Below are 26599 nucleotides of genomic sequence, written 5' to 3'. Positions count from 1 at the left end.
TTTCACGTATGGCCTACCCCAGCTCGTGCGTCATCTCATATCTGAGATAACCTGCGGAACATGGCAGACGATTACCTCGTACGTATCGGCAAGCTCATCCGCGACGCCCGTCAGCACAGGGGCTGGACGCAGTCGCAGCTTGCCGAGGCGCTCAACACAAGTCAGAGCGCCGTGAACCGCATCGAGCGCGGCAACCAGAACATCAGCCTTGAGATGATCGCCCGTATCGGCGAAGCGCTGGACAGCGAGATCGTCTCCCTCGGGTATGCCGGGCCGATGCATCTGCGCGTCGTCGGCAACCGCCGCCTCTCCGGCTCCATCGACGTCAAGACGAGCAAGAACGCCTGCGTGGCGCTGCTCTGCGCCTCCCTGCTCAACAAGGGACGCACGGTGCTGCGCCGCGTGGCGCGCATCGAGGAGGTCTACCGCCTCCTCGAAGTGCTCGGCTCCATCGGCGTCCGCACCCGTTGGATCAACGACGGGGTCGACCTGGAGATCGTGCCGCCCGCCAAACTCGACATGGAGGCGATCGACGCGGAGGCCGCCATCCGGACCCGCTCGATCATCATGTTCCTGGGTCCGCTGCTCCACCGCATGGACCGCTTCAAGCTGCCGTACGCGGGCGGTTGCGACCTCGGCACCCGCACGATCGAGCCGCACATGATCGCGCTGCGCCGCTTCGGGCTCGACATCGCCGCGACCGAGGGGCTCTATCACGCCGAGGTCGCGCGTGACGTCGTACCGGACCGCCCGATCGTGCTGACCGAGCGCGGCGACACCGTGACCGAGAACGCCCTGCTCGCCGCGGCGCGCAGCGACTGCACGACCGTCATCCGCAACGCCTCGTCGAACTACATGGTCCAGGACCTGTGCTTCTTCCTGGAGGCGCTCGGCGTGAAGGTCGAGGGCATCGGCACGACCACCCTCACCGTGCACGGCGTCCCCACCATCGACGTCGACGTCGACTACTCCCCCTCCGAGGACCCGGTCGAGGCGATGAGCCTGCTCGCCGCGGCGGTCGTCACGGAGTCCGAGCTGACGGTCAAGCGCGTCCCGATCGAGTTCCTGGAGATCGAGCTCGCGGTCCTGGAGGAGATGGGGCTCGACCACGACCGCACGGCGGAGTACTTCGCCGACAACGGCCGTACGCGCCTGATCGACCTCACCGTCCGGCCCTCCAAGCTGGAGGCGCCGATCGACAAGATCCACCCGATGCCGTTCCCCGGCCTGAACATCGACAACGTCCCCTTCTTCGCGGCCATCGCGGCGGCGGCGCAGGGCAAGACGCTGATCCACGACTGGGTCTACGACAACCGCGCGATCTATCTGACCGACCTGAACCGCCTCGGCGGGCGCCTCCAACTCCTCGACCCGCACCGCGTGTTGGTGGAGGGCCCGACCCGCTGGCGCGCCGCCGAGATGATGTGCCCGCCCGCGCTGCGGCCGGCCGTGGTCGTGCTGCTCGCGATGATGGCCGCCGAGGGCACGTCCGTCCTGCGCAATGTGTACGTGATCAACCGCGGGTACGAGGAGCTGGCCGAGCGCCTCAACTCGGTGGGCGCGCAGATCGAGACGTTCCGAGACATCTAGAGCAGGTCCAAGCGGGTCCAAGCGGACCAAGCGGGTCCCGCCGCGCGGCTCTCCCGCTACGACTGGGCAACGATCACCGGTCGTCCCTGGAGGTGTACGAGGGCGCGGTGTTGGGGTGGGTGCATGGCAGATCGCACCCTTGTCCCCGGCACACGCGCCCTCGTCGTGCTCTGTGCCTCGCTGGCCCTGCTCGCGGCGGGGTGCGGCGAGAAGGGCGACAGCGGAAGGTCGTCCAAGGGTGACGACAACCCCGTGTCGACCCCGACGGCGTCCCGTCCGGTGCCCTCCGGCGGGAAGGGCTCCAAGGACCCGGACGACATCAACGGGGACGGGCACCGCGATCTGCTGGTGCCCCTGGCCCCCCTCAGCGAGAACGGACAGGGCGCGACCGGCGTCGTCTTCGGCTCCGCCAAGGGGCTCGATCCGTCGACGCACGCCGTGTACGACTACGCGCCCGGCACCGTCACCACCGCCGACCTGGACGGCGACGGCTATCCCGACTTCGTCACCACGATCACCGAGAAGGTGCCGGAGGAAGAGTCCAAGGGCGGCTGGTACGAGGAGCGGCAGCGGCCGGTCGTGGACTGGGGTGGCCCCAGCGGTCCCAAGACCGATGCCGAGGCGGCCCGGATCCCGATACCGGCGGGCGGCCCGGGGGTGGATCTGACCGGCCCCCAGCGGGGCGACTTCGACGGGGACGGCCACCACGACATCGCGGCGCTCCGGCAGGACGGGTCCGTGGTCCTTCTGTACGGTCCCTTCGCCCGCACCGGCGCCCCGGCCCGCACCGACACCCGGCCGGGCAGGGGAGCCTGGCTCGCCGCGGACGACATCGACCCGTCGGGCGAGCCGCACGCGACCGGTCTCCTCGTCCACGAGGGCGACGACGGCGAGCAGGCAGACGGGATCCTCTATCCGGCGCGCGACAGAAGCGGCCTCTCCCGCACCTCCGTCGAGCTGCGCAAGGGCAACGCGGTGGCGTTCGGCGACTACGACGGCGACGGCGCCCGGGATCTGGCCATCGGCGACGACGGCAGCCGCAACGACGAGCCGGACACGGAGGAGGAGCCGGAGACGGTCTCCTCACTCGCGGTCTACCCCGGCAAGGGCGGCGACCCGGTCACGTACAAGATCCCGGAGAGCCGCAACTCCGGCTACGGGCCCGGCGGTTACACCTCCGCGGACCCGGACGGCGACGGCAAGGACGCCATCGTCGTGGCCACGAACGCGGGCGCGCTCCTGATCGAGGGCGAGAAGCGGACGAAGGTCCTGAGAGAGGGGCCCGCCCGCGCGAGCGGCAAGAAGACCCCGGCCAAGTGGCGCCACGCGCGCCCGTACGCCGCCGCCGATTTCGACGCCGACGGCAAGGAGGAGCTGATTCTGAACTGGGGCAGGGGCACGCTCTTCGGTCTGTACGGCGAGAACCCCACGCACTGGTGGATCACGGACGGCACGTCGTCACGGGACAAGGCCGCGTTCGCCACGACGAGGTTCGCGGGGCGGGGCTGAGGTCCGCGCCCCGTAAGGGGCGCGGGGAACCGCGGGACCAGCCCCCACCGGCCCGCGGGTCCATGACCGCACTTCAGGGGACCCCTCAGGTGCTTGCCACGAACTCCCGGATCGCCGCCGCCAGCCCGTCCGGGCGGTCCAGCGGGATCAGAGTGCGGCAGTCGTCCAGCTCCACCAGGCGGCTCTTGGGGAGCAACTCGGCGAATCTGCGGCCGTGTTCGGGGGGCATCATCTTGTCCTGCCTGCCCCAGACGACGAGGGCGGGCCTGTCGTACGTGCGCAGGCGCTCCGCCGCTTCCGCCATCTCCGACTTGCGCGCGGAGCGCAGATAGCGGACCAGGACCGCGCGGGCCTCGGGTTCGGTGAGCAGGGGTTCGAGCCAGCGGTCGATCAGGTCGTGCGGGACCGGGCGGTGTGCCATGACCGCGTACCCCGTGCCCGGGACGCGGCGCAGGGCGCGGACGGAGAGGATGCGGACCAGGAGCGCGATGCCGCCGGGGACGCGTGCGGCGGCGTCCATCATCTTGCCGCCCGCGCGCGGCGGGTAGTTGTCGAAGGCCTCGCAGCCCGCGATGACCATCCGGCCGACGCGGTCGGGGCGCTCGGCCGCCAGCTGCTGGAGCCGCCCGGCGTCGTTCTCGACGAAGACGGCGTCGTCGCCGAGCTCCAGCGCGTCGGCGAACTCGCCGATCAGCCGGGCCATGGTCCGCGGCGTCAGCTCGGCGCCCGGTTTCAGCGGCACGCGGTGGCTGCCGTACGGGAGGGTCGGCACCAGGCAGCGGAACTCCTCGCCCAGCTCCTCGACGACATGGCGCCATACGCTGCCGTCCTGGACGAGACCGTGCAGGAGGACGAGCGGAGTGCCCGTGCCTCCCGTGTCCTCGTACTCGACCGGTCCTGCGGTGAGCTCGATCCGCGCCATGGCCGCGGCCCCGTTTCCTCGCCGATGGTGGACCTGACGCTATGCGGGTCAGTCGAGCACCGCCACCCCCTCCAGCTCCACGAGGCACTCCTCGTCCCAGAGGCGGACTGCGCCGATCACCGCCATGGCGGGGTAGTCGCGGCCCGCCAACTTCTTCCAGATCCTGCCGAGTTGGGGGGCCTGGGTGCGGTAGTCGGCGACGTCCGTGGCGTATACCGTGACGCGGGCGAGATCGGCGGGGGTGCCGCCCGCGTGGCGCAGGGCGGTGAGGAGATTGGTCAGCGCCAGCTCGAACTGCTCGGGCAGGGTGGTGCCGTTGACCTTCCCTTCGGCGTCGAGCGCGGTCTGGCCCGCGAGGAAGACGAGACGCCCGCCGGTCGCGGTGACGGCGTGCGAGAAGCCGGTGGGCGGGGAGAGTTCAACGGGGTTGACGCGTTCGAGGCTCATACGGAGGGCTCCTCACGGGTGGTGGACTGCGGGGCGGATTGCGGTACAGCATGCGGGACGGACTGCGGGGAGGACGGTGCCGCCGACTGCTCGGCGTACAACTCCTTGGCGATGATGGTGCGTTGGACCTCGCTCGCGCCTTCGTAGATGCGGGGCGCACGCACCTCGCGGTAGAGGTGCTCCAGCAGGTGGCCACGTTGAAGGGCGCGCGCGCCGTGCAGCTGGACCGCGGCGTCGACGACGTACTGCGCCGTCTCCGTGGCCATCAGCTTGGCCATGGCGGCGCGTCGGGCGATGTCCGGTTCGCCGCGGTCGTACGCCGCCGCTGCCGCGTGCACCAGGAGGCGGGCCGCCTCGGTGCGCGTGGCCATCTCCGCGACCTGGTGGGCCACCGCCTGCAGATCCTTCAACTTGCCGCCGAACGCGTCCCGTTCGGCGGTGTGCGCGAGCGTCGCGTCGAGCGCCGCGGCCGCCATGCCGACCGCGAAGGCGCCGACGCTGGGGCGGAAGCGGTTGAGGGTGGTCATGGCGACGCGGAAACCGCGGTCGACCTCGCCGAGTACGTCGTCGCCCGTGACGGTCAGGCCGTCGAAGGCGAGGGCACCGATCGGGTGCGGGGAGAGCATGTCCAGGGGGGTGCCGGTGAGGCCCGCGCGATCGGCGGGCACGAGGAAGGCGGTGACGCCGCGGGCGCCCGCGCCGGGGGTCGTACGGGCGAAGACGGTGTAGAAGTCGGCCTCGGGGGCGTTCGAGATCCAGCACTTCTCACCGGTGAGCCGCCAGGAGGAGGGGCCGTCCGGTGCCGCGTCCAGGGCAAGCGCGGCGGCGTCCGAGCCCGCGCCGGGCTCGGAGAGCGCGAAGGCGGCGACGGCGTGCCCCGTGCGGGCGGGGGCCAGCCACTGCTCGCGCTGGCGCGCGGAGCCGTAGGCGGCGACGGGGTGCGCCCCGAGCCCCTGCAGGGCCAGCGCGGTCTCGGCCTCCGTACAGGCGTAGGCGAGTGACTCGCGCAGGAGGCAGAGGCCCAGAGCGCCCGATGTGGCGTGCGGGGTCCGCGAGGCGGAGGAGGCACCGGACGCGCCCACCCTCTCGCCCGCCCCCTCCCCCGCGAACAGGCGGTCGAGGAGGCCGAGTTCCCCCAGCGCCTCCACCAGCGGGCGGTTCACCCGGCCCGGCTCGCCCTTCTCCGCCAGCGGGCGCAGCCGCTCGCCGGCGAGGGTGCGCAGCTCCGCACACCAGGCGGTTTGTTCCGGATTGAGCGAGAATGCCGTCATGCCGGGCCCCTCCTCTATCGCGCACCGTTGACTGTCGTCACCATCACGATACGCTCGTTGTGCGAGCTCACCACAAGCCCGAACGGCAAGGGGGCGACCCGCTGTGGACGCCAAGAGTGCACTCCGACTCCACCCATCAGCTCACGTCGACACCTTCGCCCGGGAGCATCTCCCGCCGCCGGAGCAGTGGCCGGCGCTGGTCCGCGACCGGCCCGAACTGCATTACGCCGACCGCCTCAACTGCGGCGCCGAGCTCCTCGACCGGACGGTGGAGCGGCTCGGCCCCGACAGGCCCGCCTTCCGTGCGGGCTCCGGCGACGTGTGGACGTACGGCGAGCTGCAGCGGCACGTCGACCGGATCGCGCACGTCCTGACCCGCGAACTCGACGTCCGGCCCGGCCAGCGCGTCCTGCTGCGCGGCCCCACCACACCCTGGCTCGCGGCCTGCTGGCTCGCGGTGATGAAGGCGGGCGCGGTCGCGGTCACCGTCCTGGCCCAACAGCGCTCGCACGAGCTGGCCACCATGTGCGAGATAGCGGAGGCCGGCCACGCGCTGTGCGACGCCCGCGTGGTGGACGACCTGGTCAAGGCCGGGATTCCGGGGCTCGCCGTCACCACCTTCGGCGGGGACGGGGACGACGACCTGCTGGCCCGCGCCGCCCGTCAGCCGGATGTGTACGAGGCCGTCGACACCGCGGCGGACGACGTGGCCCTCATCGCCTTCACGTCCGGCACCACCGGGCGTCCCAAGGGCTGCATGCACTTCCACAGTGACGTGCTCGCCATCGCCGACACCTTCGCGCGCCACGTCCTGAAGCCGGGGCCCGACGACGTGTTCGCGGGCAGCCCCCCGCTCGGCTTCACCTTCGGGCTCGGCGGGCTCGTCATCTTCCCGCTGCGGTTCGGCGCCTCGTCGCTCCTGCTCGAACAGGCGGGCCCCAAGCAGCTGTTGCCCGCGATCGCCGAGCACGGCGTGAGCGTGCTCTTCACGGCGCCGACCGCCTATCGCGTCATGCTCGACGAGCTGCGCGAGCCGGACGCCCACGACATCTCCACGCTGCGGCGGTGCGTGTCGGCGGGCGAGAACCTGCCGGCCGCCACCTGGCAGGCCTGGCACGAGCGCACCGGTCTTCGCATCATCAACGGCATCGGCGCGACCGAGCTCCTGCACATCTTCATCTCCGCCGCGGACGAGACGATCCGGCCCGGCACCACGGGCCGCCCCGTTCCGGGCTGGCACGCGCGCGTGGTCGACGGCTCGGGGGCCCCGGTGCCGGACGGGGAGCCGGGCCTGCTCGCCGTGCGCGGCCCCGTCGGCTGCCGGTATCTGGGCGACGACCGGCAGCTTCAGTACGTACGCCACGGCTGGAACGTCACCGGCGACACGTATGTCCGTGACGCCGACGGCTACTTCACCTACGTGGCCCGCGCGGACGACATGATCATCTCTGCCGGGTACAACATCGCGGGCCCGGAGGTCGAGGAGGCGCTCCTGCGCCACCCGGACGTCCTGGAGACGGCCGTGGTGGGGCGCCCCGACGAGCTGCGCGGGCAGACAGTCGTCGCCTACGTCGTCCCGCGCCCGGGAACGGAGCGGGACCCGGACCGGCTGCGCGAGTTCGTGAAGAGCGAGCTCGTGCCGTACAAGTGCCCGCGCGAGATCGTCTACCTGGACGCGCTGCCGCGCACCGCGACAGGCAAGCTGCAACGGTTCCGGCTGCGGGAGCCGGGCCCCGTAGAGTGATCACGTGTCCGAGCAGCACACTCCACGGTCCCTGATCGTCACCTTCTACGGCGCCTACGGGCGCGCGGCCCCCGGCCCGGTGCCCGTCGCCGAGCTGGTCAGGCTCCTCGCCCCGGTCGGCGTGGACGCCCCCTCCGTGCGCTCGTCCGTGTCCCGGCTCAAGCGGCGCGAGCTGCTCGTCCCGGGGCGGACGGCGACGGGCGCGGCGGGGTACGCCCTGTCGCCGGACGCGCGGCAGCTCCTGGAGGACGGTGACCGGCGCATCTACGCCACTCCCCCGTCCGCGCGCCAGGACGGCGGCTGGGTGCTCGCCGTCTTCTCGGTACCGGAGTCGGAACGCCAGAAGCGGCATGTGCTCCGCTCCCGCCTGGCCGGACTCGGCTTCGGAACGGCGGCTCCCGGGGTGTGGATCGCCCCGGCGCACCTCTATGAAGAGACGCGGCACACCCTGGAGCGTCTCCAGCTCGCCGCGTACGTCGATCTGTTCCGGGGCGAGCACCTGGGCTTCGCGGCGACGGCTGACGCGGTGGCCCGCTGGTGGGACCTCTCCTCGATCGCCAAGGAGCACGAGGCGTTCCTCGACCGGCACGAGCCGGTGCTCAGGGCCTGGCAGGCACGGACGGACACCCCGCCCGAAGAGGCGTACCGCGACTACCTCCTGGCCCTGGACTCCTGGCGCCGGCTGCCGTACGCGGATCCGGGGCTGCCCGGGGAACTCCTCCCGGACGGGTGGCCCGGGGACAGGTCGGCCGAGGTGTTCGCGGCGCTCGACGGGCGGCTGCGGGACGCGGGCGGGCGCTTCGTGACGCAGGAAGCCTCCTGAAGCGTCAACTCCCCAGTTTCAGGCGGGGCTTGGGTGCATCCGTGCGTCCCGTCTGCGGTCGGCGGCTGCCCGCTCCGTACTGCTGCGGCCAGCTGACCCCCGGTCCCGCGTAACCCTGCTCGGCCGCCGCGTGCAGCGTCCAGTGCGGGTCGTACAGATGCGGGCGCGCGAGCGCGCACAGGTCCGTACGGCCCGCCAGGATCAGCGAGTTGACGTCGTCCCAGGAGGAGATGGCGCCGACCGTGAGCACGGGGACGCCGGTTTCGTTGCGGATGCGGTCGGCGAACGGGGTCTGGTAGGAGCGGCCGTACGCGGGGCGCTCGTCGGATACGACCTGGCCCGTCGAGACGTCGATCGCGTCTGCTCCGTGCGCGGCGAAGGCGCGGGCGATCCCGACGGCGTCGTCCGCGGTGGTGCCGCCGTCGGCCCAGTCGGTGGCCGAGATGCGGACGGTCATGGGTTTGCCGTCCGGCCACAACTCCCTGATCGTGTCGAAGACTTCGAGGGGGAAGCGCAGCCGGTTCTCCGGTGAGCCGCCGTACTCGTCCGTCCGGTGGTTGGTCAGCGGCGAGAGGAACCCGGACAGCAGATAGCCGTGCGCACAGTGCAGTTCCAGGAGGTCGAATCCGCTGTCGTCGGCCCGCCGGGCCGCCGCGGCGAACTGCTCGCGGATCGCGTCGAGTCCGGCCCGGTCCAGCTCGTGCGGGCGCTGACTGTTCGCCTTGTACGGGAGGGGCGAGGGGGCCACGAGCGGCCAGTTCCCCTCGTCCAGGGGTTCGTCGATGCCCTCCCACATCAGCTTCGTCGAGCCCTTGCGGCCCGAGTGCCCGAGCTGGACGCCGATCGCGGTGCCCGGCGCCTGCGCGTGCGCGAAGTCGGTGATCCGGCGCCAGGCCTCGGCCTGCCCGTCGGTGTAGAGCCCGGCGCAGCCCGGCGTGATGCGGCCCCGCTCGCTGACGCACACCATCTCGGTCATGACCAGGCCCGCGCCGCCGAGCGCCCGCGCGCCCAGGTGGACGAGGTGGAAGTCGCCGGGGACGCCGTCCACCGCGGAGTACATGTCCATGGGCGACACGACCACGCGGTTGCGCAGGGTGAGGTCGCGCAGGGCAAAGGGCGTGAACATCGGCGGCGTACCCTCCGGGCAGCCGAATTCGCGCTCGACGGACTCGGTGAAGTGGGCGTCGCGCAGGCGGAGGTTGTCGTGGGTGACGCGGCGGCTGCGGGTGAGCAGGTTGAACGCGAACTGGCGCGGCGGCTGGCCGAGGTAGTCCGGGAGCCGCTCGAACCACTCCAGGCTCGCGCGGGCCGCGCGCTGCGTGGACTCGACGACGGGGCGGCGCTCCGTCTCGTACGCGGCGAGGGCTTCGGGGATGCCAAGCCGCTCCTCCAGGCAGGCGGCGAGCGCGAGCGCGTCCTCGACGGCGAGCTTCGTGCCGGAGCCGATGGAGAAGTGCGCGGTGTGGGCGGCGTCGCCGAGAAGGACCGTATTGCCGTGCGACCAGCGCTTGTTGACGACCGTGCGGAAGTTGATCCAGGCGGACTTGTTGCCGCGCAGCGCCCGGCCGTCGAGCGCGTCGGCGAAGATCTTGGCGCAGCGCTCGGTCGACTCCCGCTCGTCGAGCTCCGCGAACCCGGCCGCCTCCCACACCTCTTCGCGCATCTCGACGATGACCGTGGACTCACCGGTCCCCGCAGTGGAGAACGGATAGCCGTGCAGCTGCATCACGCCGTGCTCGGTCTCGGCGATCTCGAAGCGGAAGGCGTCGAAGGCGAAGTCGGCCGCCAGCCAGATGTACCGGCAGCGGTGCGTCTCGACGCTCGGCCCGAAGGCTTCGGCGTGCGCCTCGCGCGTGAGGCTGTGCACGCCGTCCGCCGCGATCACCAGGTCGTACGCGGCCGAGAGCTCGGCCGCAGGGGGCGCCTCGGCACGAAAGCGCAGGTCGACGCCGAGTTCCTGGCACCGCTCGTGCAGGATGCCGAGCAGCCTGCGTCGCCCGAGTGCCGCGAAGCCGTGCCCGCCCGAGGTGTGGCGGCTGCCCTGGTGCACGATGTCGATGTCGTCCCAGCGCACGAACTCCGCCTGCAGCGCGGCGTACACGACGGGGTCGGCGTGCTCGATGCCGCCGAGCGTCTCGTCCGAGAGGACGACGCCGAAGCCGAACGTGTCGTCCGATGCGTTGCGCTCCCAGACGGTGATCTCGCGCCGCGGGTCGAGCCGCTTGAGGAGGGCCGCGGCATAGAGCCCGCCGGGGCCGCCTCCGATGACGGCGATGCGGTGCGCGGCGCCTTGCGCGGTGGCCGTCATCGTCAGCGCCCCTGCCACTTGGGCGGGCGCTTCTCCGTGAACGCCGCGTGGAATTCCTTGTAGTCCTCGCCGGTCATGAGGAGCGCCTGCGTCGCGGCGTCCATCTCCACGGCCGCGGCCAGGGGCATGTCGAGCTCGGAGGTCAGCAGTGCCTTGGTCTGCGCGTACGCGAGGGCGGGCCCGTCGGCGAGGCGGCGCGCCAAGGTCTGCGCGGCCTCGGCGGCCTTGCCCTCGTCGGTCAACTCGCTGATCAGACCGATCCGTTCGGCCTCGGGGGCGCGCACGGGGTCGCCCAGCATCAGGATCCGGGTGGCGTGGCCGAGGCCGACGACGCGCGGCAGGAGATACGCGGCCCCCATGTCACCGCCCGAGAGGCCGACCCGCGTGAAGAGGAAGGCGAACCGCGCCGAGGGATCCGCCACGCGGAAGTCCGCGGCGAGGGCGAGCACGGCTCCGGCGCCCGCGGCCACCCCGTGCACGGCGGCGATCACCGGAAAGGGGCACTCGCGGACGGCCCGTACGACCTGTCCGGTCATGCGGTTGAAGTCGAGCAGCTGCGCGGTGTCCATGCCGAGGGTCGCGCCGATGATCTCGTCGACGTCACCGCCCGAGCAGAAGCCGCGTCCCTCGCCGCCGAGCACCAGGGCGCGCACGGACTTGTCGCGGGACAGCTCGGCCAGGAGATCGCGCAGGTCGGCGTAGGCACCGAAGGTGAGCGCGTTCAGTTTGTCGGGGCGGTCGAGGGTGACCGTGGCGACCCCGTCCTCCACCTCGAAGCGGAGGTGCTGCCAGTCGGGGGTGCGGGGGGCGGAGCCGGTGAAGGGACTCATGACGACGTGCGGCCTCCTCGGTCGGGGCGGCGGCGGTCTACCTCTCGAAGTTATCACCTGTCCGTGACTGTCGTCACGAGTGCGCGATACGAGCGGCCTCTCCCGCGGAATCCCACGGGCCCCACAGGCCCCTTGCGGGAACTGAAATCCCGAAATGCACGTCTTTTCACCTGGAGCACCCAAGGGCCGGACGTCCCGGGACATGCCCTACCGTCGACCCTGTCGACATAGCGCTTAAGATTCGTACGGTTGAAAGCAGGACCTCCTGCTGCCCTGATCGGACCCGCCTTGCACGAACCTCCCGCTCCCGCCTCGTGGCGCATCGCGCTGCCGCACACCACCGCGGCCGTACCGATCGCCCGAGCGCTGGTGCGTACCGCGCTCACGGAGATCGAGTCGTCCGCCGACAGCGACACCGCCGAGCTCCTCACGGCCGAGCTGGTGGCGAACGCGGTGGAGCACACCTCGGGGGACGACCCGATAGAGCTCGTCATCGAGCTCCTGCCGACCGGCTGCCAGGTCGAGGTCCACGACTCGAACCCGCTGCCGCCCGGCGACCTCACCGACCCGTCAGCGCCGGGCGAGCCGGACCCCTGGCAGGAGCACGGGCGCGGACTGCTCCTGATCCGCACCCTCAGCTCGTCCTGCGGTCACCGCCCCACCGACTCCGGCAAGGCGGTCTGGTTCACGCTCCCTGCGGCGTAGGCGCGTCCGCCTCGGCGTCGGCCGCCCGGCCGAGCCGTGAGTGACGTCGCCCGTACAGCGCGTACACCAGGGTGCCCACGACCAGGAACACGGCGAACTGCACCCATGTCGTCCAGCCCGTGCCCCAGATCAGGTAGAGGCAGAAACCCACGCCCAGGACCGGGGTCACGGGATAGAGCGGCACCCGGAAACTGCGCTTCAGTTCCGGGGCCGAGCGGCGCAGCGCGAGCACCGCGACGTTCACGGCGACCATGATCGCCAGCGTGCCGATCGTCGTCAGGTTGACCACCACGTCGAGCGACGAGAAGGCGGCGGGGACGGCGAAGACCGCCGCGACGATCCAGGTGTTGGCGACCGGCGTCGAGGTCTTCGGCGAGACGCGCTCGAAGACGCGCGGGATGAGCCCGTCACGGGACATCGACATCAGGATGCGGGTCTGCCCGTACATCACGGCGAGCACGACGGAGGCGATGGCCACGACCGCGCCGAAGGCGATGATGCCGCCGCCGACCGTCGAGTCGGTGACCTGGTTGACGACCAGCGAGAGCGCGGCGGGCTTGTCGGCGACCGCGTCCGCGCCCAGTGCGCCGATCGCTCCGAGGGCGACGGCGACGTAGAGGAGCGTGGCGACGCCGATGCAGATCAGGATGGCGATCGGGATGTTCCGGCGGGGGTTCTTGACCTCTTCGCCCGCCGTGGTGATCGCGTCGAAGCCGATGAAGGAGAAGAAGGCGAGCGAGGCGCCCGCGGTGATCCCGGAGGCTCCGGCGCCCGCGAAGGGGGTGAGGTTGCCGGCCTTGAACGCGGTGAACGCGATGGCCAGGAAGAGCAGCAGGATCCCGATCTTGAGGATGGCCATGGCGGCCGTCGCCCGCGCGCTCTCGCGGATGCCGCGCACGAGCAGCACCGCGGCGAGCAGGATCACCACGACGGCGGGCAGATTCACGACACCGCCCTCGCCGGGCCCCGAGGAGAGCGCGTCGGGCAGGTGCCAGCCGGTGAGGCTTTCGAGCAGCTCGTTGAGGTACTGGCTCCAGCCGACCGCCACTGCGGACACGGAGACGCCGTACTCCAGGAGGAGGCACCACCCGACGAGGAACGCGGTGCGCTCGCCGAGCGAGGCGTACGCGAAGGAGTACGAGCTGCCGGAGACCGGGATCGCCCCGCCCAGCTCGGCGAACGAGAACGCGGTGAAGATGCAGGTCACGGCGGCCAGGAAGTACGAGACGGCGACCGCGGGGCCCGCCTCGGCGACGCTGTCGGAGAGGCCGACGAAGATGCCGGTGCCGACGATCGCGCCGACGCCGAAGCAGACCAGCTGGAACAGGCCCATGGTGCGCTTCAGGCCGTGGCCTTCGAGGTCGGCGCCCGATTCGGCGACGAGGCGTTCGGGGGACTTGATGCGGAGTCCTGCCGGACCGGTCGAGCGCATGCGGTGGTTCTCATTTCGGTGGTGCTGGGTCGCGGCGGGGGTGTGCCGCAAAGAAGCGGGGCCGGGGGATGGTGTTCCCCGGCCCCACCAGTGTGAGCGTGCTGCGTGGTGCGTGCTGTGACGCGTTCAGGAATCAGGGTTCAGAGGTCAGGCGAGCGTGGCGACGAGGATCGCCTTGATCGTGTGGAGCCGGTTCTCCGCCTCGTCGAAGACGACGGAGTGCGCCGACTCGAAGACCTCGTCGGTGACCTCGAGAGAGCTTAGACCGTGCCGCGCGTGGATCTCACGCCCGACCTCCGTGCCCAGGTCGTGGAAGGCCGGGAGGCAGTGCAGGAACTTCACGTCGGCGTTGCCCGTCGCGCGCAGGACGTCCATGGTCACGGCGTACGGCGCGAGCGCGGCTATGCGCTCGTCCCAGACCTCCTTGGGCTCGCCCATGGAGACCCAGACGTCGGTCACGACGAAGTCGGCGCCGGCGACGCTCTCGGTCACGTCCTCGCTGAGCGTGATCCGCGCGCCGCTGGTCTCGGCGAGCTTGCGCGCCTGGGCGACGATCGCGTCGGCGGGCCAGTAGGCCTTGGGCGCGACGATGCGTACGTCCATGCCGAGCAGCGCGGCGGTGATCAGGTACGAGTTGCCCATGTTGAACCGGGCGTCGCCGAGGTAGGCGAAGGTGATCCCGGTGAGGGGCTTGGTGCTGTGCTCGGTCATCGTGAGCACGTCGGCGAGCATCTGGGTGGGGTGCCAGTCGTCGGTCAGGCCGTTGTAGACGGGCACGCCCGCGTGGGCGGCGAGCTCCTCGACCGTCGCCTGGGCGTCGCCGCGGAACTCGATGGCGTCGAACATCCGGCCGAGCACCCGGGCGGTGTCCTTCGGGGACTCCTTGGAGCCGATGTGGGATCCGGCCGGGTCGATGTACGTCGTCGACGCGCCCTGGTCCGCCGCCGCGACCTCGAAGGAGCAGCGCGTGCGCGTGGAGGACTTCTCGAAGATCAGCGCGATGTTCCTGCCCCGCAGCGACTGCGTCTCGGTCCCCGCCTTCTTGGCCGCCTTCAGCTCGGCGGCCAGATCGATCAGGCCGCGGAACTCCTCGGCGGTGAAGTCCAGCTCCTTGAGGAAGTGGCGGCCGGTGAGGTCGATGGCCATGATGGCGCTCCAGGGGTACGCGTACGGGGACCGGGATACTGGAAGTCTATACGACGCTCCACATTTCTATTCAGACCTGCCCCCGCCACCGTCACCGCCCCGCCACCGTCACCGTCACCTCCTCAGTCGACGGCATCCCGCTGCACCGGACAGCTCATGCACCGCGGCCCGCCCCGGCCGCGCCCCAGCTCGCTCCCGCGGATCTCGATCACCTCGATGCCCTCCTTGCGCAGATGCGTGTTCGTCGTCGAGTTCCGTTCGTACGCCACGACGACGCCCGGCTCGACCGCCAGTACGTTGCAGCCGTCGTCCCACTGCTCGCGCTCGGCGGCGTGCACGTCCTGGGTGGCCGTGAGGACCCGGATCCCGTTCAGGCCGAGGGCCGCCGCGATCGCCCGGTGCATGTGCTCGGGCGGATGGTCGGTGACCTTCAGCTCCCGCCCGTCGACGCCCGGCTCGATCGTGTACGAACGGAGCATGCCCAGGCCCGCGTACTGCGTGAAGGTGTCGGCGTCGACCATCGTCATGACCGTGTCGAGATGCATGAACGCGCGTCTCTTCGGCATGTCCAGGGCCACGATCGTCTGCGCGGAGCCCGCCGCGAAGAGCTTGTGCGCGAGCATCTCGACGGCCTGCGGCGTGGTGCGCTCGCTCATGCCGATGAGGACCGCTCCCCTGCCGATCACCAGGACGTCGCCGCCCTCGATGGTCGAGGGGTAGTCCGACTGGCCCTGGGACCAGACATGGAAGTCCTCGGCCCGGAAGAGCGGGTGGTGCCGGTAGATCGCCTCGAAGTGCACGGTCTCGCGCTGGCGCGCGGGCCAGCGCATCGCGTTGATGGAGACACCGTCGTATATCCACGCCGAGGTGTCGCGCGTGAAGAGGTGGTTGGGCAGCGGGCCGAGCAGGAAGTCGTCCAGGTCCATGCAGTGGAAGCGCACGGACGTCGGCTCGGGGTGGTGCTCCAGGAACTCGCGCTTCGTCATCCCGCCGATCAGCGCGTCGGCGAGCTCGGCGGACGGCATCGTCTCGAACGCGGCCCGCAGATGGTCCGTCGCCAGCGGCCCGTACTCCTTCTCGTCGAAGACGCGGTCCAGGACCAGGAGGCGCGCACCCGGCACGTCCATGGCCTCGGTGAGCAGGTCGCCGAAGAGGTGGACGGCCACCCCGCGGTCGCGCAGCACATCGGCGAACCCGTCGTGTTCCTGGCGGGCCCGGCGGACCCACAGGACGTCGTCGAAGAGCAACGCGTCCTTGTTGGTCGGCGTGAGCCGCTTGAGCTCCAGATCAGGACGGTGCAGGATCACGCGGCGCAGCCGCCCGGCCTCGGAGTCGACATGGAATCCCATGGAGTCCATCTTTCCCCTGCCGGGCGGCCGACGCCCGCTGTTGCCTAAAGCCGCGGGTCCACCGGCTCCGACTCCAGGGCCAGGACCGCGAACACCGCCTCGTGGACCCGCCACAGCGGCTCGCCCGCCGCGAGGCGGTCCAGGGCCTCAAGGCCGAGCGCGTACTCCCGGATCGCGAGCGAGCGCTTGTGGCCGAGGAAGCGGCCGCGCAGCTTGTCGAGGTGGTCGGGGCGGGTGTACTCCGGGCCGTAGATGATCCGGAGGTACTCCCGGCCGCGGCACTTGATGCCGGGCTGCACGATCCGGCCCTTCCCGTCGCGGACCAGCGCCTCGACCGGCTTGACGACCATGCCCTCGCCGCCCCGGTTGGTCATCTCCAGCCACCAGTCGATGCCCGCCTGGACCGAGGACTCGTCGCCGGTCTCGACATACAGCCTGCGGGTGGTCTGCAGCAGGCCGGTGCCGTCGTGCTCCACCATGCGGTCGATCAGGGCGAGCTGTTCGTCGTGCGGGAGCGCGGCGAGGCTGCGGCCCTGGACGGCCAGGATCTGGAACGGCGCGAGACGCACGCCCTCAAGGCCTTCGGTCGGCCAGCAGTAGCGGCGGTAGGCGTCCGTGAACGCCGCCGCGTCCACGGCGCGTTCGCGCTGCTTGGCCAGGAGCCCTCCGGTGTCCACACCCCGGGCCTTCGCCGCTTCCAGGGCGGCGATCGCCCCGGGGAAGACGGCTCCGGAGGCGGCGCCCACGGCCGCGTACTGCGTGCGGAGCAGGCCCGACGCCTTCAGCGACCAGGGCATCAACTCCGCGTCGAGCAACAGCCAGTCCGTGTCGAGCTCCTGCCACAGGCCCGCCTCGGTGACGGCGGTGCGCACGCGGCCGAGTATCTCCTCGGTGACTTCCGGATCGCCGAAGAAGGGACGGCCCGTGCGGGTGCAGAGCGAGCCGGTCGGCCCGTCCACGCCGAAGCGCTCGCGGGCCACGTCCGCGTCGCGGCACACCAGGGCCACGGCGCGCGAGCCCATGTGCTTCTCCTCGCACACGACCCGGGCGACACCGTCCTGGGCGTACGACGCGAAGGCCTCGGCCGGGTGCTCCAAGTAGCCCTCGCGCTGCGACGTCGCGGTCGGCGCCATCGTCGGCGGGAGATACGGAAGGAGCCGCGGGTCGACGGCGAAGCGGCTCATGACCTCCAGGGCCGCCGCCGCGTTCTCCTCGCGCACGGCGACGCGTCCCGCGTGCCGGGTCTCCACGGCGCGGCGGCCGTGCACGTCGTTCAGGTCGAGCGGCCGCCCGTCGTGACCGCCGGGCGCCTCGGTGCGCAGCGGCCTGGCAGGTTCGTACCAGACCTGCTCCGCCGGTACGTCGACGAGCTCGCGCTCCGGCCAGCGCAGCGCGGTGAGCGTGCCGCCGAAGACGGCGCCGGTGTCCAGGCAGATGGTGTTGTTCAGCCAGGTCGCGGTGGGCACGGGTGTGTGGCCGTAGACGACGGCGGCACTGCCTCGGTAGTCCTCCGCCCAGGGGTAGCGCACGGGCAGGCCGAACTCGTCGGTCTCGCCGGTCGTGTCGCCGTAGAGCGCGTGCGAGCGCACGCGGCCCGACGTACGCCCGTGGTACTTCTCGGGCAGACCCGCGTGGCAGACGACGAGCCTGCCGCCGTCCAGGACGTAGTGCGAGACGAGGCCGTCCACGAACTCCCGCACGGTGGCGCGGAATTCCTCGCTCTCCGCCTCCAGCTGCTCGATCGTCTCGGCGAGTCCGTGGGTGGGCTGGACCTTGCGGCCCTTGAGGTAGCGGCTGAGCTTGTTCTCGTGATTGCCCGGCACGCACAGGGCGTTGCCGTCGCCGACCATCGACATCACGCGGCGAAGGACGCCCGGGGAGTCCGGGCCGCGGTCGACGAGGTCGCCCACGAAGACGGCCGTACGCCCTTCGGGGTGCGCGCCGTCGACGTAACCGAGCTTGCCGAGCAGGGTGTCGAGCTCGGCGGCGCAGCCGTGGATGTCGCCGATGATGTCGAAGGGGCCCGTGAGGTGCGAGAGGTCGTTGTAGCGCTTCTCGGTGACGATGGTGGCGCCGTCGATCTCCTCCACGCCCTTGAGGACGTGGACCTTCCTGAACCCCTCGCGCTCCAGGTGCTTGAGCGAACGGCGCAGTTCGCGCTGGTGGCGCTGGATGACGCGGCGGGGCATGCCGGCCCGGTCGGCGCGCTCGGCGTTGCGTGCGGCGCAGACCTCCTCGGGCACGTCCAGGACGATGGCGATGGGCAGCACGTCGTGCTGCCTGGCAAGCTCGATCAGCTGCTTGCGGCTCTCGCTCTGCACGTTGGTCGCGTCGACGACGGTGCGGCGGCCCGCGGCGAGACGCTTGCCCGCGATGTAGTGCAGGACGTCGAAGGCGTCGCCGCTCGCGCCCTGGTCGTTCTCGTCGTCGGCGACGAGGCCGCGGCAGAAGTCGCTGGAGAGCACCTCGGTGGGCTTGAAGTGCCTGCGCCCGAAGGTGGACTTGCCGGATCCGGTGGCGCCGACGAGGACGACGAGGGAGAGGTCGGTGACGGGCAGCACGCGTCCGCTGGGGCGCACGTCGCCCTCCGGCCCGCTTGCGCGGTCGTACTCGGTGAGCTCGGTGTGCTCAGTGAGCTCCGTGCGCTCGGTGCGCTCGGTGCGCTCGCTGTTCGGGGCGTTCTTCGTCATGCCGCCTTCACTCCCTTCGCCTTCTCGTCGTTGCTGTGCTGCGTGAACACGGCCATCTGGGTCGGCGGCCCCACCTCGGGGTCGTCGTCCCCGACGGGGACGAACTCCACGCCATAGCCGTGCCGTTCGGCCACCTGCCGGGCCCAGCCGCGGAACTCCTCGCGCGTCCACTCGAACCGGTGGTCGCCGTGCCGGACATCCCCGGCGGGGAGTGTCTCCCAGCGGACGTTGTACTCGACGTTCGGCGTCGTCACGAGCACGGTGCGCGGCCGCGCCGAGCCGAACACCGCGTACTCCAGGGCGGGCAGCCGCTCCTCGTCGAGGTGCTCGATGACCTCGCTGAGCACGGCGGCGTCATACCCCTTGAGCCGCTTGTCGGTGTACGCGAGCGAGCCCTGGAAGAGCTTGACGCGGTCGGCCTGCCGCTCGCCCATGCGGTCGAGCTTCAGCCGCCGCGAGGCGATGGTCAGTGCCCGCATCGACACATCGACACCGGCTATCTCGGTGAACCGCGTGTCCTTGAGCAGCGCCTGCACCAACTGTCCCTGACCGCACCCGAGATCGAGCACGCGTCCGGCCCCGGCCACGGTCAGCGCCGCGAGGATCGCCTCACGCCGCAGCACCGCGAGCGGCACGGGCTTGTCCGGGCCCTCATCGGATTCAGCGTCATCGCTCTCCTCGCCGACCGCGTTGTCGATGTCGTCGACATCCGTGTCGTCCGCGTCGGCGAGCCGCACCAGTTCGAGCCGCTGCATGGCCTCCTGGGTCAGCGACCAGCGCCGCGCGAGATAGCGGCTCGTGATGAGCTTCTGCTCCGGGTGGCCCGCGAGCCAGCCCTCACCGGCGCGCAGCAGCTTGTCGACCTCGTCCGGCGAGACCCAGTAGTGCTTGGCGTCGTCGAGCACGGGGAGCAGGACATAGAGGTGCCGGAGCGCCTCGCCCAGGGTCAACTTCCCGTCCGGCACGTCGAGTACGAGATGGACGTACCGCGAGGGCCCCCATTCCGGGAACTGCTCGTCCAGCGGGATCCGCGTCACCGTGGCCGTCCAGCCCAGCGGCTCGAACAGCTGGTGCACCAGATCGGCGCCGCCGCGCGCGGGCAGCGCGGGCACCTCGATCCGCAGCGGCAGCGGCTGCCCCGCACGCTCGGGCCGCGCGTTGCACACGCCGCGCATCGCGCTGGAGAACACCGCGCTCAGCGCCACGGCGAGCAGCGACGACGCCGCGTAGGGCCGGTCGTTCACGTACTGCGCGAGGGCCGCGTCGGGCGCCCCGCCCCGCCCCTTGCCCTTGCCCCGCTTCACCAGCGCCACGGGATCCACCTCGAGCAGCAGCGCGGCGGTGCAGCGCTCCACCGACGCCTCGGGGTAGAGGACGTGCGCGGTGCCGTAGGAGGTGGAGAACGCCTGCGCCTTCTCGGGATGCTTGTGCAGCAGGAAACCGAGGTCGGTCGCGGGGCTCTCAGGGGTACCGGAGGTACTGATCGTCAGGAACACGGGTATGCCTCGAAACGCAATCTGAACTGCGGAAACTTACGGTTGCGGCTCCAGCGCGCCTCTAGACCGTACAGCGAACATCACGGACGCACTCAGGGGTTTTTCGCTCCCCCTGAGGCCCCCCTGCCCTCCCTCAGCCCTCCACCCAGCCGTGGCTCCTGCCGTGCTGCACCAGGTGTTCGCGGAGCTGCGTGATCTGCTCACCGGTCATCCACCCGGCCGCGGCGAGCAGCAGCTCGGTCACCTCGAACGAGTACTCCGCGACGCTGAGCACATCGCAGGTGGGCTCCTCACCGTCGTCGAACCCGGCGGCGGAGGCCTGGATCGACGGCGGGACCTGGGCGCGGCCTGCGAACGGCGGTGCCGTCGGCGCCTGCGACCCCTGGGGAAGACGGACGGACGACGCCTTGGGTCCGCGCTCGCCCTCCTCGATCTCGAACTCGACCCGCGCGCCCGTGTGCACCAAAGGCTCGGGGATCAGCAGGTCGTTGGCGTGCAGGAACACGTCTTCCCCACCGGTCTCCGGGGCGATGAATCCATACCCCCGCGCGCCGTCGAACCGCACAACCCTGCCAGCGACCATCTCGACCTCAACCCCAACACCGTCTCCGGGCCCCTCGCCCGGACAGCCAGTGCCGAAGCCTAACCTCCGGACCCGGGCGTCGTGGAGGTGAGCGGCCCATCGCATCCCGCAGGCGGGCGCAGGCAACACGGCATGTGCGGGACCGAAAGTGGATCCGGCATCCGGGCAAGATGGCTGCATGGACCTTCGAATCTTCACCGAACCGCAGCAGGGCGCGACCTACGAGACGCTCCTGCGCGTCGCCAAGGCCACCGAGGACCTCGGCTACAGCGCCTTCTTCCGCTCCGACCACTATCTCGTGATGGGCTCCTCCGACGGTCTCCCCGGCCCCACGGACGCCTGGATCACCCTCGCGGGACTCGCCCGTGAGACCCGGCGGATCCGGCTCGGCACCCTGATGACCGCGGGCACGTTCCGGCTGCCCGGCGTCCTTGCGATCCAGGTCGCGCAGGTCGACCAGATGTCGGGCGGCCGCATCGAGCTCGGGCTCGGCTCCGGGTGGTACGAGGCGGAGCACTCCGCGTACGGAATTCCCTTCCCCAAGGAGAAGTTCGGACGCCTGGAGGAGCAGCTCGCCATTGTCACCGGCCTGTGGGAGACCCCGGTCGGAGAACGCTTCACGTTCGACGGCACCTACTACCAACTCTCCGAATCCCCCGCCCTTCCCAAGCCCGCGCAGTCCAAGGTGCCCGTCCTCATCGGCGGCCACGGCGCCAAGCGGACGCCCGCCCTGGCGGCTCGCTACGCCGGCGAGTTCAACATTCCCTTTGCCTCTCTTTCCGATACCGAGCAGCAGTTCAAGCGCGTGCGCGCCGCCGCCGACGAGCACGGCCGCAAGGCGGACGACCTCACCTACTCCAACGCCCTGGTGGCCTGCGTCGGCAAGACGGACGCGGAGGTGAAGCGCCGGGCCGACGCGATCGGGCGCGAGGTGGAGGACCTGAAGGCGAACGGGCTCGCAGGCTCCCCCGCGGAGGTCGTCGAGCGGATCGCCGCCTACCAGGCCGTCGGCTCGCAGCGCATGTACCTCCAGATGCTCGACCTGGACGATCTGGACCACCTGGAGCTGATCTCCTCGCAGGTCATGCCGCAGCTGACCTGACGGCAACGCGACCGCCGCCGCGGCCGGTGGAGTCGACCCCGATGGCACCCCCGTCAACTCCACCGGTCCCGCTGGTCCGTCGCGGCCCCGGCCGGGTGAACTTCCGTCAACCCGGCACCCGGCACGGCTCCGCCCCAGTGACCCGCCGCCGCAAGTGATCGTTGGCTCGGGCGGAGCCGGACCGCCCGGCACCCGCACCGGCGGCCCCTGCTGGTGCGTCGCTTGCATCAGCTGCCCTCCACCACCGGGAGGGCGAGGGCCGAGGAGGCCGTCATGTCCCAGGAAGCCGTACCCGAGCAGGAGGCCGCGCGCGAAACGTCCGTGCCCGAGCAGGGCCCACCAGGCCTGCTCCAGCAGATGGAGGAGCTGATGGCCGCGCTGAACGCGGATCTGACCCAGCTCGACGCGGATCTGCAGCAGTCCACGTCGGCCGGCGACACCACGCCGCCCGCCCCTCGTCCCCCCGCAGGCGACGAGCCCACCCGCTTCTGACGGCACCGGCACTCCCCCGGCACCTGTGCCACCCGGCCGTCCGCGGCCCCCGTCACAACGCCGGATCATGGCGACCCCGCCGCCGAGTCGGGCTCGGGCAGGCTCTGTTCGCGCACCGCGAGTCTGCGCAGCATCTCGAGCACCCGGTCTCTCGACTCGTCGGCGGCGTCGATCCCTTCCATGCACTGCCAATACACCCCCTCGTCGTCCGCGCCCATGGCCACGCCGACGAGTGCGATGCCCACCTCGCCGAGCAGCTCATCGAGCCCCCGCAGCACCTCGTGCGCCTGGCCGATGCCCGTCAGCCGCGCCGCCCGGATGCCCTCCGTCCCCAGGCCCGGGGTGGCGCCGATGGCCCCGCAGCCCCTGCCGCCGACCTCGCTGAGGCCCAGCGCCTCGCCCCGCAACTCCGGTGGCCCCGCGATCGCGAGCCGACTGCCGATCGCCTGCGCGAGGGCCTGGGACTGCCACACCTCGGCCACGATGTGCGACGGATCCTGGCTCCGCGCCAGAGCGTGTCTGCTCGCTTCGATGAGCCGCAACGCCTCCATGCGCACCCCCACCCATCCCGCGCGCATTCGCCGCACGTTCGCCCGAACTCCCTGGCCCACTACCCAGAGTGAGTGCCAGCAGGACGAAAAGCCAGAGCAACTCGGAAATCTGTGGACAAGCTATCGACTGTGGACAACGCGTCCACTCCGGAGAGTGACGAATCTACGAAGGCAGAGCCGTCAACTGAAGGGAGGACCGTCAACTACGGAGCGGCGATGACTACTTCGGCGGGAAACGCCGCTCGTTCCGGTCGATCTTCGCGGCGAGCGCCGCGAGCGCGTCGATGCCGAGCACCTCGCAGAACTGCAGCAGATAGGCGAGCACGTCGGCGACCTCGTCCGTCACCCGGTGCGCCGACTCCGGGTCGTCCATCACCCGTGCCGATTCGTCGGGCGTCAACCACTGGAAGATCTCGACCAGTTCGGAGGCCTCCACACTGAGCGCGGCGGCCAGGTTCTTGGGCGTGTGGTACTGCTCCCAGTCCCGCTTCGCCGCGAAGTCGGCCAGTCGCTGCTGCAGTCCCGCCACATCAAGTTCAGTCACGGCCCCAGGTCTACCACCGCGGCCCCGCCCACTTCAGCGGCCCACGACGCGTCACTCACCGTCCCGACGAGGCGGATGTGCCCGCGCTCGCAGGTGCGCGCCGCCAGTTCGGCGATCGCGCGCTTCTGCCGCAGGTCCAGGAAGTGGTCGAGGCCGTCGGCGAGCACGGTGAGGTTCTGGTAGGCCGCCGGCACCTCGGCCACCGGGTCCACCTCAAGGACGCCGGGACCGGTGAGCAGCACCAGAGCGAGCGCCAGATACCTCAGCTCGCCGTCCCCGAGCCGCCCGACGGGTGACCTGATCCCACCGCCCCGGTCGATGACCGCCTGGACCGACCCGTCGTCGGCCACCTCCGCGAGCACGTCGGCGACCGGTCCCGCGCACCCGGCGCGCACCGCGGCCACCAGCCGCTCATGGCGCTTGCCGCACTCCTCCCTCGTACGGAGAAGGACCTCGGCGAGGTTGTCGCAGCCGCTCAACAGGCGGCCCGAGCCGATCAGTCCAGGGGGTACGGGCAGCCGCATGAGTCCGGGGCGCGGCGTGCACGCGAACACCGAGCGCAGCGCGACCACCGCCTGCTCGGCCGCCGCGAGCACCAGGCGCTGCCCCTCGGTCTTGCCCGCGACGCGCAGCGGGAGCAGCGCCGTGCCGAGCCGGTCGTCCGGCAGGGGGCCGCGCGTCACCGGCGTCATGCCCGCCGTGTGCCAGGCCGCCTGCACCGCGCGCCGCCCCGGATCGCGCAGCGCCGTCTCGAGCAGGGTGAGCCCGCCCCGGGTCAGCCGCTCGCCCACGACGCGCAGTTCGGGCTCGGCCTGTACGGCGACGTCGAGCCGCACCGTCCCGACGGGGCCGTCCACCGTGCAGCCGATCCGGAAGCCGCGCCGCCGCTGGCCGTCGCCCCGCGCGAGCTCGGGCACGCAGGCCACGGGGTCGGCGAAGACATCGACGAGTTCCTCGCCCGACCCGAGCCGCGCCAGCGCCTCGTACGCGGCGAGCGCGGTGGACTTGCCGCTTCCGCTCGGCCCCGTGAGGAGGGTCAGCGGACCGAGCGGGAACACGGAGCCCCGATGCGAGGCGTAAGCCGAGAGCCGCAGTTCGGTGACGCGGCTCCGGTCCGGGCCCGACGGCGGCTCGGCGATCGCCTCCGGGAGGTGCACAGTCATGCCCGGACGGTAGGCGCCGACGGATCTGGTGAACCGTTTTGCCCGAGTGACCTTCCTACGAATGAGGGATTCCCCGCGGAGACCCTCCTACGACTGCGCCGCCTCGACGAGCCCCTGCACCTCGGTGCCGGGCGGTGCGAGCAGGAAGACGTTCTTGTCGACCCGGTGCATCCCGCAGCCGAGGCCGAGGACCACGCCGCTGCTGAAGTCCAGGACACGCTTGGCGACTTCCGTCTCGGCCCCGGTCAGGTCGAGCAGGACCGGGATCTGCGCCATCACGGTCTCCGCGACCTCGCGGGCGTCCGCGAAGATGTTCACCCGCATCACCACAAAACGCCGCCGCGCCTCGGTCTCCGCGTCGGGCATCGCGCGGTGTCCGGGCCACGACGGCCATTCATTGCGGCTGCGCAGCGGTACGACCTGGGCGAGCCCTTCCCACTGTTCATCGGTGACGTCGTGGCTGTTCAACGCTCCACCCCGTCCTGGCTCGCACTCGATATCTGCACTGGCTCATTCTTACGCGACCTCACCCGTTCGGCCCAACAGCGACACGGGGCGGGCGGACCAGTGTGCCAGGGCCGGCGGGTCAGTGTCCCAGGAGTCCCACAAGCCCTTCGGTCAGGCCGGCGCGCCAACAGGCCCAGTCATGACCGCCGTTGTACTCGCCCAGGGTCACCGGACAGCCGCGCGAGAGCAGGGTCGCGTACAGATCGCGGTGGTGATCAAGAATTTCTTCCTCGCGCAGTCCGACGTCCAGGCGCACGGCGACGGGCAGGGACGGGCCGACCTGGAGGCGTGAGACGGGCGCGGACTGGGCCAGGACGCCGCCGAACCGCTCCGGCCGCAGGAAACCCGCGTACAGGGAGGTCAGTCCGCCAAGGCCCTGGCCCGCGACGAGCGTGCGCGCGGGGTCGGTGGCGAGCGGCCAGCGGCCCGCGGCCCATGGCAGGAGTTCGTCGGCGAGGAACCCCACATGGCGCTCGTGCGCGTCCAGCTCCCGGCGGCGCGTGTCCCTGTCGACGGCGTCCGGTGCGAGGACGGCGAGCGGCGGCAGGGCGCCGTCGGCGATGAGGGCGTCCAGTGCGTCCTGGAAGGCGAGCCGCCCGAACCACATGTCGCCGTCGCACAGGACGAGCACCGGCAGTTCGCCCACCCGGCCGCCCGGCGGCAGATACGCCCACACGTCCCGCTCGGCGCCGAGCACCCCCGCGGGCAGCCGGTGCCGCTCGACCCTCCCCCGGGGCACCCCGCCGCGCCGCTCGGTCCACGCCCGCGCGGGCGCCTGCGGGAGCTCGAAGACGGAGGTGGCGCGGTCCAGCCAACGGCCGGGCATCCTGCGGTGGTTGAGGGGGTCGGGCGCGGCGTGCGCGGACAGGGAGAGCAGGCGTTGCTGCAGGAGCGCGGCGGACGCGGGCGGTTCACCGGGCGAGATGTCGGCGGCCATGCGGTACGAGCCGCGGTGGTCGGCGCGCAGCCGGTAGCTGAGGTGCCAGATGTCCGTGCCGGGCAGCGGGCTCAGCCGGGACGCGGCGAGGTCGGCGCGGTCCGCGATGCCCTCGGCGAGCAGCAGGACCTGCCGCGTGGCGCGGTGGCCGCGCCACAGGAACGTCGCAGTGCAGTGGTCCGGGTCGCCGTCGACGGCCTCGATCAGGGGGGTGCCGCGGCGCGCGGCATCCGCCCAGAATTCCTCCAGGACGGCGGCCCGTTCAGGTTCGGCGGCGCCTGCGACGCGCGCCGCGACCCGTTCGACGCAGGGCGCGGCGCCCGGGAGCCTGCGGGGCGCCGCGTCGGCCGCGAGCACCCCCGTGGTCACACTCATCCGCACACGAAGAGGACCCGCATCGTTCTCCGCCTTCCTGGTCCAGCACACGACAATATCAACTTAGCTTAGCCTAACCTAAG

At 71.4% G+C, this 26599-nt stretch carries 23 protein-coding genes; 7 read left to right on the top strand and 16 right to left on the bottom strand.

Annotation, left to right across the window (positions count from 1 at the left end; genetic code table 11):
• Positions 1 to 60: 60 nt before the first annotated feature.
• Positions 61 to 1590, top strand: a complete 1530-nt coding sequence (locus AC07AG_RS37200; RefSeq protein ID WP_478760979.1) for a helix-turn-helix domain-containing protein — start codon at positions 61 to 63, stop codon at positions 1588 to 1590.
• A gap of 123 nt (positions 1591 to 1713) precedes the next feature.
• On the top strand, positions 1714 to 3099 hold the full coding sequence (locus tag AC07AG_RS37195) for an FG-GAP repeat domain-containing protein (protein WP_478760977.1): 1386 nt from the start codon (positions 1714 to 1716) through the stop codon (positions 3097 to 3099).
• An 85-nt stretch (positions 3100 to 3184) separates the two neighbouring features.
• On the opposite strand, the gene AC07AG_RS37190 is transcribed toward AC07AG_RS37195, so the two are convergent.
• Genes AC07AG_RS37190 through AC07AG_RS37180 form a run of 3 tightly spaced genes read right to left on the bottom strand, consistent with a single transcriptional unit; the run spans position 3185 to position 5739 of the window.
• On the bottom strand, positions 3185 to 4021 hold the full coding sequence (locus AC07AG_RS37190; protein ID WP_478760975.1) for an alpha/beta fold hydrolase: 837 nt from the start codon (positions 4019 to 4021) through the stop codon (positions 3185 to 3187).
• A gap of 48 nt (positions 4022 to 4069) precedes the next feature.
• On the bottom strand, positions 4070 to 4468 hold the full coding sequence (locus tag AC07AG_RS37185) for a RidA family protein (RefSeq protein WP_478760973.1): 399 nt from the start codon (positions 4466 to 4468) through the stop codon (positions 4070 to 4072).
• Positions 4465 to 5739 (bottom strand): acyl-CoA dehydrogenase family protein, encoded by a 1275-nt coding sequence (locus AC07AG_RS37180; RefSeq protein WP_478760971.1) that lies wholly within the window; start codon positions 5737 to 5739, stop codon positions 4465 to 4467. Before AC07AG_RS37180 ends, AC07AG_RS37185 begins: the two co-directional genes overlap by 4 nt.
• Positions 5740 to 5842: 103 nt before the next feature.
• Here AC07AG_RS37180 and AC07AG_RS37175 point away from each other — a divergent pair, with 103 nt between their 5' ends.
• Entirely contained in the window at positions 5843 to 7483 is a 1641-nt protein-coding gene (locus tag AC07AG_RS37175; protein WP_478760970.1) for an AMP-binding protein, read from the top strand.
• A gap of 4 nt (positions 7484 to 7487) precedes the next feature.
• Positions 7488 to 8306 (top strand): PaaX family transcriptional regulator, encoded by an 819-nt coding sequence (locus AC07AG_RS37170; RefSeq protein WP_478760968.1) that lies wholly within the window; start codon positions 7488 to 7490, stop codon positions 8304 to 8306.
• 4 nt (positions 8307 to 8310) lie between these two features.
• Here AC07AG_RS37170 and AC07AG_RS37165 read toward each other — a convergent pair whose 3' ends face one another.
• The gene (locus AC07AG_RS37165) at positions 8311 to 10614 is read right to left on the bottom strand and encodes a bifunctional salicylyl-CoA 5-hydroxylase/oxidoreductase (RefSeq protein ID WP_478761044.1); all 2304 of its coding nucleotides are present in this window, start codon (positions 10612 to 10614) and stop codon (positions 8311 to 8313) included.
• A gap of 2 nt (positions 10615 to 10616) precedes the next feature.
• Positions 10617 to 11444 carry an enoyl-CoA hydratase family protein gene (locus AC07AG_RS37160; protein WP_478760967.1) on the bottom strand — a complete coding sequence of 276 codons (828 nt, stop codon included), beginning with the start codon at positions 11442 to 11444 and terminating at the stop codon, positions 10617 to 10619.
• A 273-nt stretch (positions 11445 to 11717) separates the two neighbouring features.
• Between AC07AG_RS37160 and AC07AG_RS37155 the strand changes: the two genes are divergently transcribed.
• On the top strand, positions 11718 to 12149 hold the full coding sequence (locus AC07AG_RS37155; RefSeq protein ID WP_478761042.1) for an ATP-binding protein: 432 nt from the start codon (positions 11718 to 11720) through the stop codon (positions 12147 to 12149).
• Here the strand turns inward: AC07AG_RS37155 and AC07AG_RS37150 are convergent.
• The 6 genes from AC07AG_RS37150 to AC07AG_RS37125 form a co-directional block, all read right to left on the bottom strand.
• Complete coding sequence (locus AC07AG_RS37150) at positions 12130 to 13581, bottom strand: amino acid permease (RefSeq protein WP_478760965.1); 1452 nt, start codon at positions 13579 to 13581, stop codon at positions 12130 to 12132. The two genes, AC07AG_RS37155 and AC07AG_RS37150, sit on opposite strands and share 20 nt — an antisense overlap.
• Positions 13582 to 13728: 147 nt before the next feature.
• Entirely contained in the window at positions 13729 to 14727 is a 999-nt protein-coding gene (gene argF / locus AC07AG_RS37145) for an ornithine carbamoyltransferase (RefSeq protein WP_478760964.1), read from the bottom strand.
• A 122-nt stretch (positions 14728 to 14849) separates the two neighbouring features.
• Entirely contained in the window at positions 14850 to 16076 is a 1227-nt protein-coding gene (locus tag AC07AG_RS37140; RefSeq protein ID WP_361052051.1) for an arginine deiminase, read from the bottom strand.
• Positions 16077 to 16120: 44 nt separating this feature from the next.
• On the bottom strand, positions 16121 to 18766 hold the full coding sequence (locus AC07AG_RS37135; protein WP_478760962.1) for a polynucleotide kinase-phosphatase: 2646 nt from the start codon (positions 18764 to 18766) through the stop codon (positions 16121 to 16123).
• Positions 18763 to 20262, bottom strand: a complete 1500-nt coding sequence (locus tag AC07AG_RS37130) for a 3' terminal RNA ribose 2'-O-methyltransferase Hen1 (protein ID WP_478760960.1) — start codon at positions 20260 to 20262, stop codon at positions 18763 to 18765. Before AC07AG_RS37130 ends, AC07AG_RS37135 begins: the two co-directional genes overlap by 4 nt.
• Positions 20263 to 20395: 133 nt before the next feature.
• Complete coding sequence (locus AC07AG_RS37125; protein WP_478760958.1) at positions 20396 to 20845, bottom strand: cold-shock protein; 450 nt, start codon at positions 20843 to 20845, stop codon at positions 20396 to 20398.
• A 178-nt stretch (positions 20846 to 21023) separates the two neighbouring features.
• Here AC07AG_RS37125 and AC07AG_RS37120 point away from each other — a divergent pair, with 178 nt between their 5' ends.
• Complete coding sequence (locus tag AC07AG_RS37120) at positions 21024 to 21947, top strand: LLM class F420-dependent oxidoreductase (protein ID WP_478760956.1); 924 nt, start codon at positions 21024 to 21026, stop codon at positions 21945 to 21947.
• Between the two features lie 273 nt (positions 21948 to 22220).
• The gene (locus tag AC07AG_RS37115; protein WP_478760955.1) at positions 22221 to 22439 is read left to right on the top strand and encodes a hypothetical protein; all 219 of its coding nucleotides are present in this window, start codon (positions 22221 to 22223) and stop codon (positions 22437 to 22439) included.
• Positions 22440 to 22504: 65 nt separating this feature from the next.
• Here AC07AG_RS37115 and AC07AG_RS37110 read toward each other — a convergent pair whose 3' ends face one another.
• The 5 genes from AC07AG_RS37110 to fes form a co-directional block, all read right to left on the bottom strand.
• The gene (locus AC07AG_RS37110) at positions 22505 to 22990 is read right to left on the bottom strand and encodes a DUF6099 family protein (RefSeq protein ID WP_478761041.1); all 486 of its coding nucleotides are present in this window, start codon (positions 22988 to 22990) and stop codon (positions 22505 to 22507) included.
• Between the two features lie 220 nt (positions 22991 to 23210).
• A complete protein-coding gene (locus AC07AG_RS37105; protein WP_478760953.1) occupies positions 23211 to 23534 on the bottom strand; it encodes a nucleotide pyrophosphohydrolase in 324 nt (107 codons plus the stop codon).
• The gene (locus tag AC07AG_RS37100; protein WP_478760951.1) at positions 23531 to 24697 is read right to left on the bottom strand and encodes an AAA family ATPase; all 1167 of its coding nucleotides are present in this window, start codon (positions 24695 to 24697) and stop codon (positions 23531 to 23533) included. Before AC07AG_RS37100 ends, AC07AG_RS37105 begins: the two co-directional genes overlap by 4 nt.
• 87 nt (positions 24698 to 24784) lie before the next feature.
• A complete protein-coding gene (locus AC07AG_RS37095; RefSeq protein ID WP_249587197.1) occupies positions 24785 to 25165 on the bottom strand; it encodes a cell division protein SepF in 381 nt (126 codons plus the stop codon).
• A gap of 118 nt (positions 25166 to 25283) precedes the next feature.
• Positions 25284 to 26516: an enterochelin esterase gene (fes, locus tag AC07AG_RS37090; RefSeq protein WP_478760949.1), complete on the bottom strand. Its 1233-nt coding sequence runs from the start codon at positions 26514 to 26516 to the stop codon at positions 25284 to 25286.
• Positions 26517 to 26599: the final 83 nt, after the last annotated feature.

Source organism: Streptomyces sp. NPDC044044 (assembly GCF_056434405.1).
This window is presented reverse-complemented; position numbering and strand designations above follow the sequence as displayed.

Coding starts and splice junctions, on each gene's coding strand:
- AC07AG_RS37200 (WP_478760979.1), top strand. CDS start 61: ATGGCAGACGATTACCTCGTACGTATCGGCAAGCTCATCCGCGACGCC.
- AC07AG_RS37195 (WP_478760977.1), top strand. CDS start 1,714: ATGGCAGATCGCACCCTTGTCCCCGGCACACGCGCCCTCGTCGTGCTC.
- AC07AG_RS37190 (WP_478760975.1), bottom strand. CDS start 4,021: ATGGCGCGGATCGAGCTCACCGCAGGACCGGTCGAGTACGAGGACACG.
- AC07AG_RS37185 (WP_478760973.1), bottom strand. CDS start 4,468: ATGAGCCTCGAACGCGTCAACCCCGTTGAACTCTCCCCGCCCACCGGC.
- AC07AG_RS37180 (WP_478760971.1), bottom strand. CDS start 5,739: ATGACGGCATTCTCGCTCAATCCGGAACAAACCGCCTGGTGTGCGGAG.
- AC07AG_RS37165 (WP_478761044.1), bottom strand. CDS start 10,614: ATGACGGCCACCGCGCAAGGCGCCGCGCACCGCATCGCCGTCATCGGA.
- AC07AG_RS37160 (WP_478760967.1), bottom strand. CDS start 11,444: ATGAGTCCCTTCACCGGCTCCGCCCCCCGCACCCCCGACTGGCAGCAC.
- AC07AG_RS37150 (WP_478760965.1), bottom strand. CDS start 13,581: ATGCGCTCGACCGGTCCGGCAGGACTCCGCATCAAGTCCCCCGAACGC.
- argF (WP_478760964.1), bottom strand. CDS start 14,727: ATGGCCATCGACCTCACCGGCCGCCACTTCCTCAAGGAGCTGGACTTC.
- AC07AG_RS37140 (WP_361052051.1), bottom strand. CDS start 16,076: ATGGGATTCCATGTCGACTCCGAGGCCGGGCGGCTGCGCCGCGTGATC.
- AC07AG_RS37135 (WP_478760962.1), bottom strand. CDS start 18,766: ATGACGAAGAACGCCCCGAACAGCGAGCGCACCGAGCGCACCGAGCGC.
- AC07AG_RS37125 (WP_478760958.1), bottom strand. CDS start 20,845: ATGGTCGCTGGCAGGGTTGTGCGGTTCGACGGCGCGCGGGGGTATGGA.
- AC07AG_RS37120 (WP_478760956.1), top strand. CDS start 21,024: ATGGACCTTCGAATCTTCACCGAACCGCAGCAGGGCGCGACCTACGAG.
- AC07AG_RS37115 (WP_478760955.1), top strand. CDS start 22,221: ATGTCCCAGGAAGCCGTACCCGAGCAGGAGGCCGCGCGCGAAACGTCC.
- AC07AG_RS37110 (WP_478761041.1), bottom strand. CDS start 22,990: ATGGAGGCGTTGCGGCTCATCGAAGCGAGCAGACACGCTCTGGCGCGG.
- AC07AG_RS37100 (WP_478760951.1), bottom strand. CDS start 24,697: ATGACTGTGCACCTCCCGGAGGCGATCGCCGAGCCGCCGTCGGGCCCG.
- fes (WP_478760949.1), bottom strand. CDS start 26,516: ATGAGTGTGACCACGGGGGTGCTCGCGGCCGACGCGGCGCCCCGCAGG.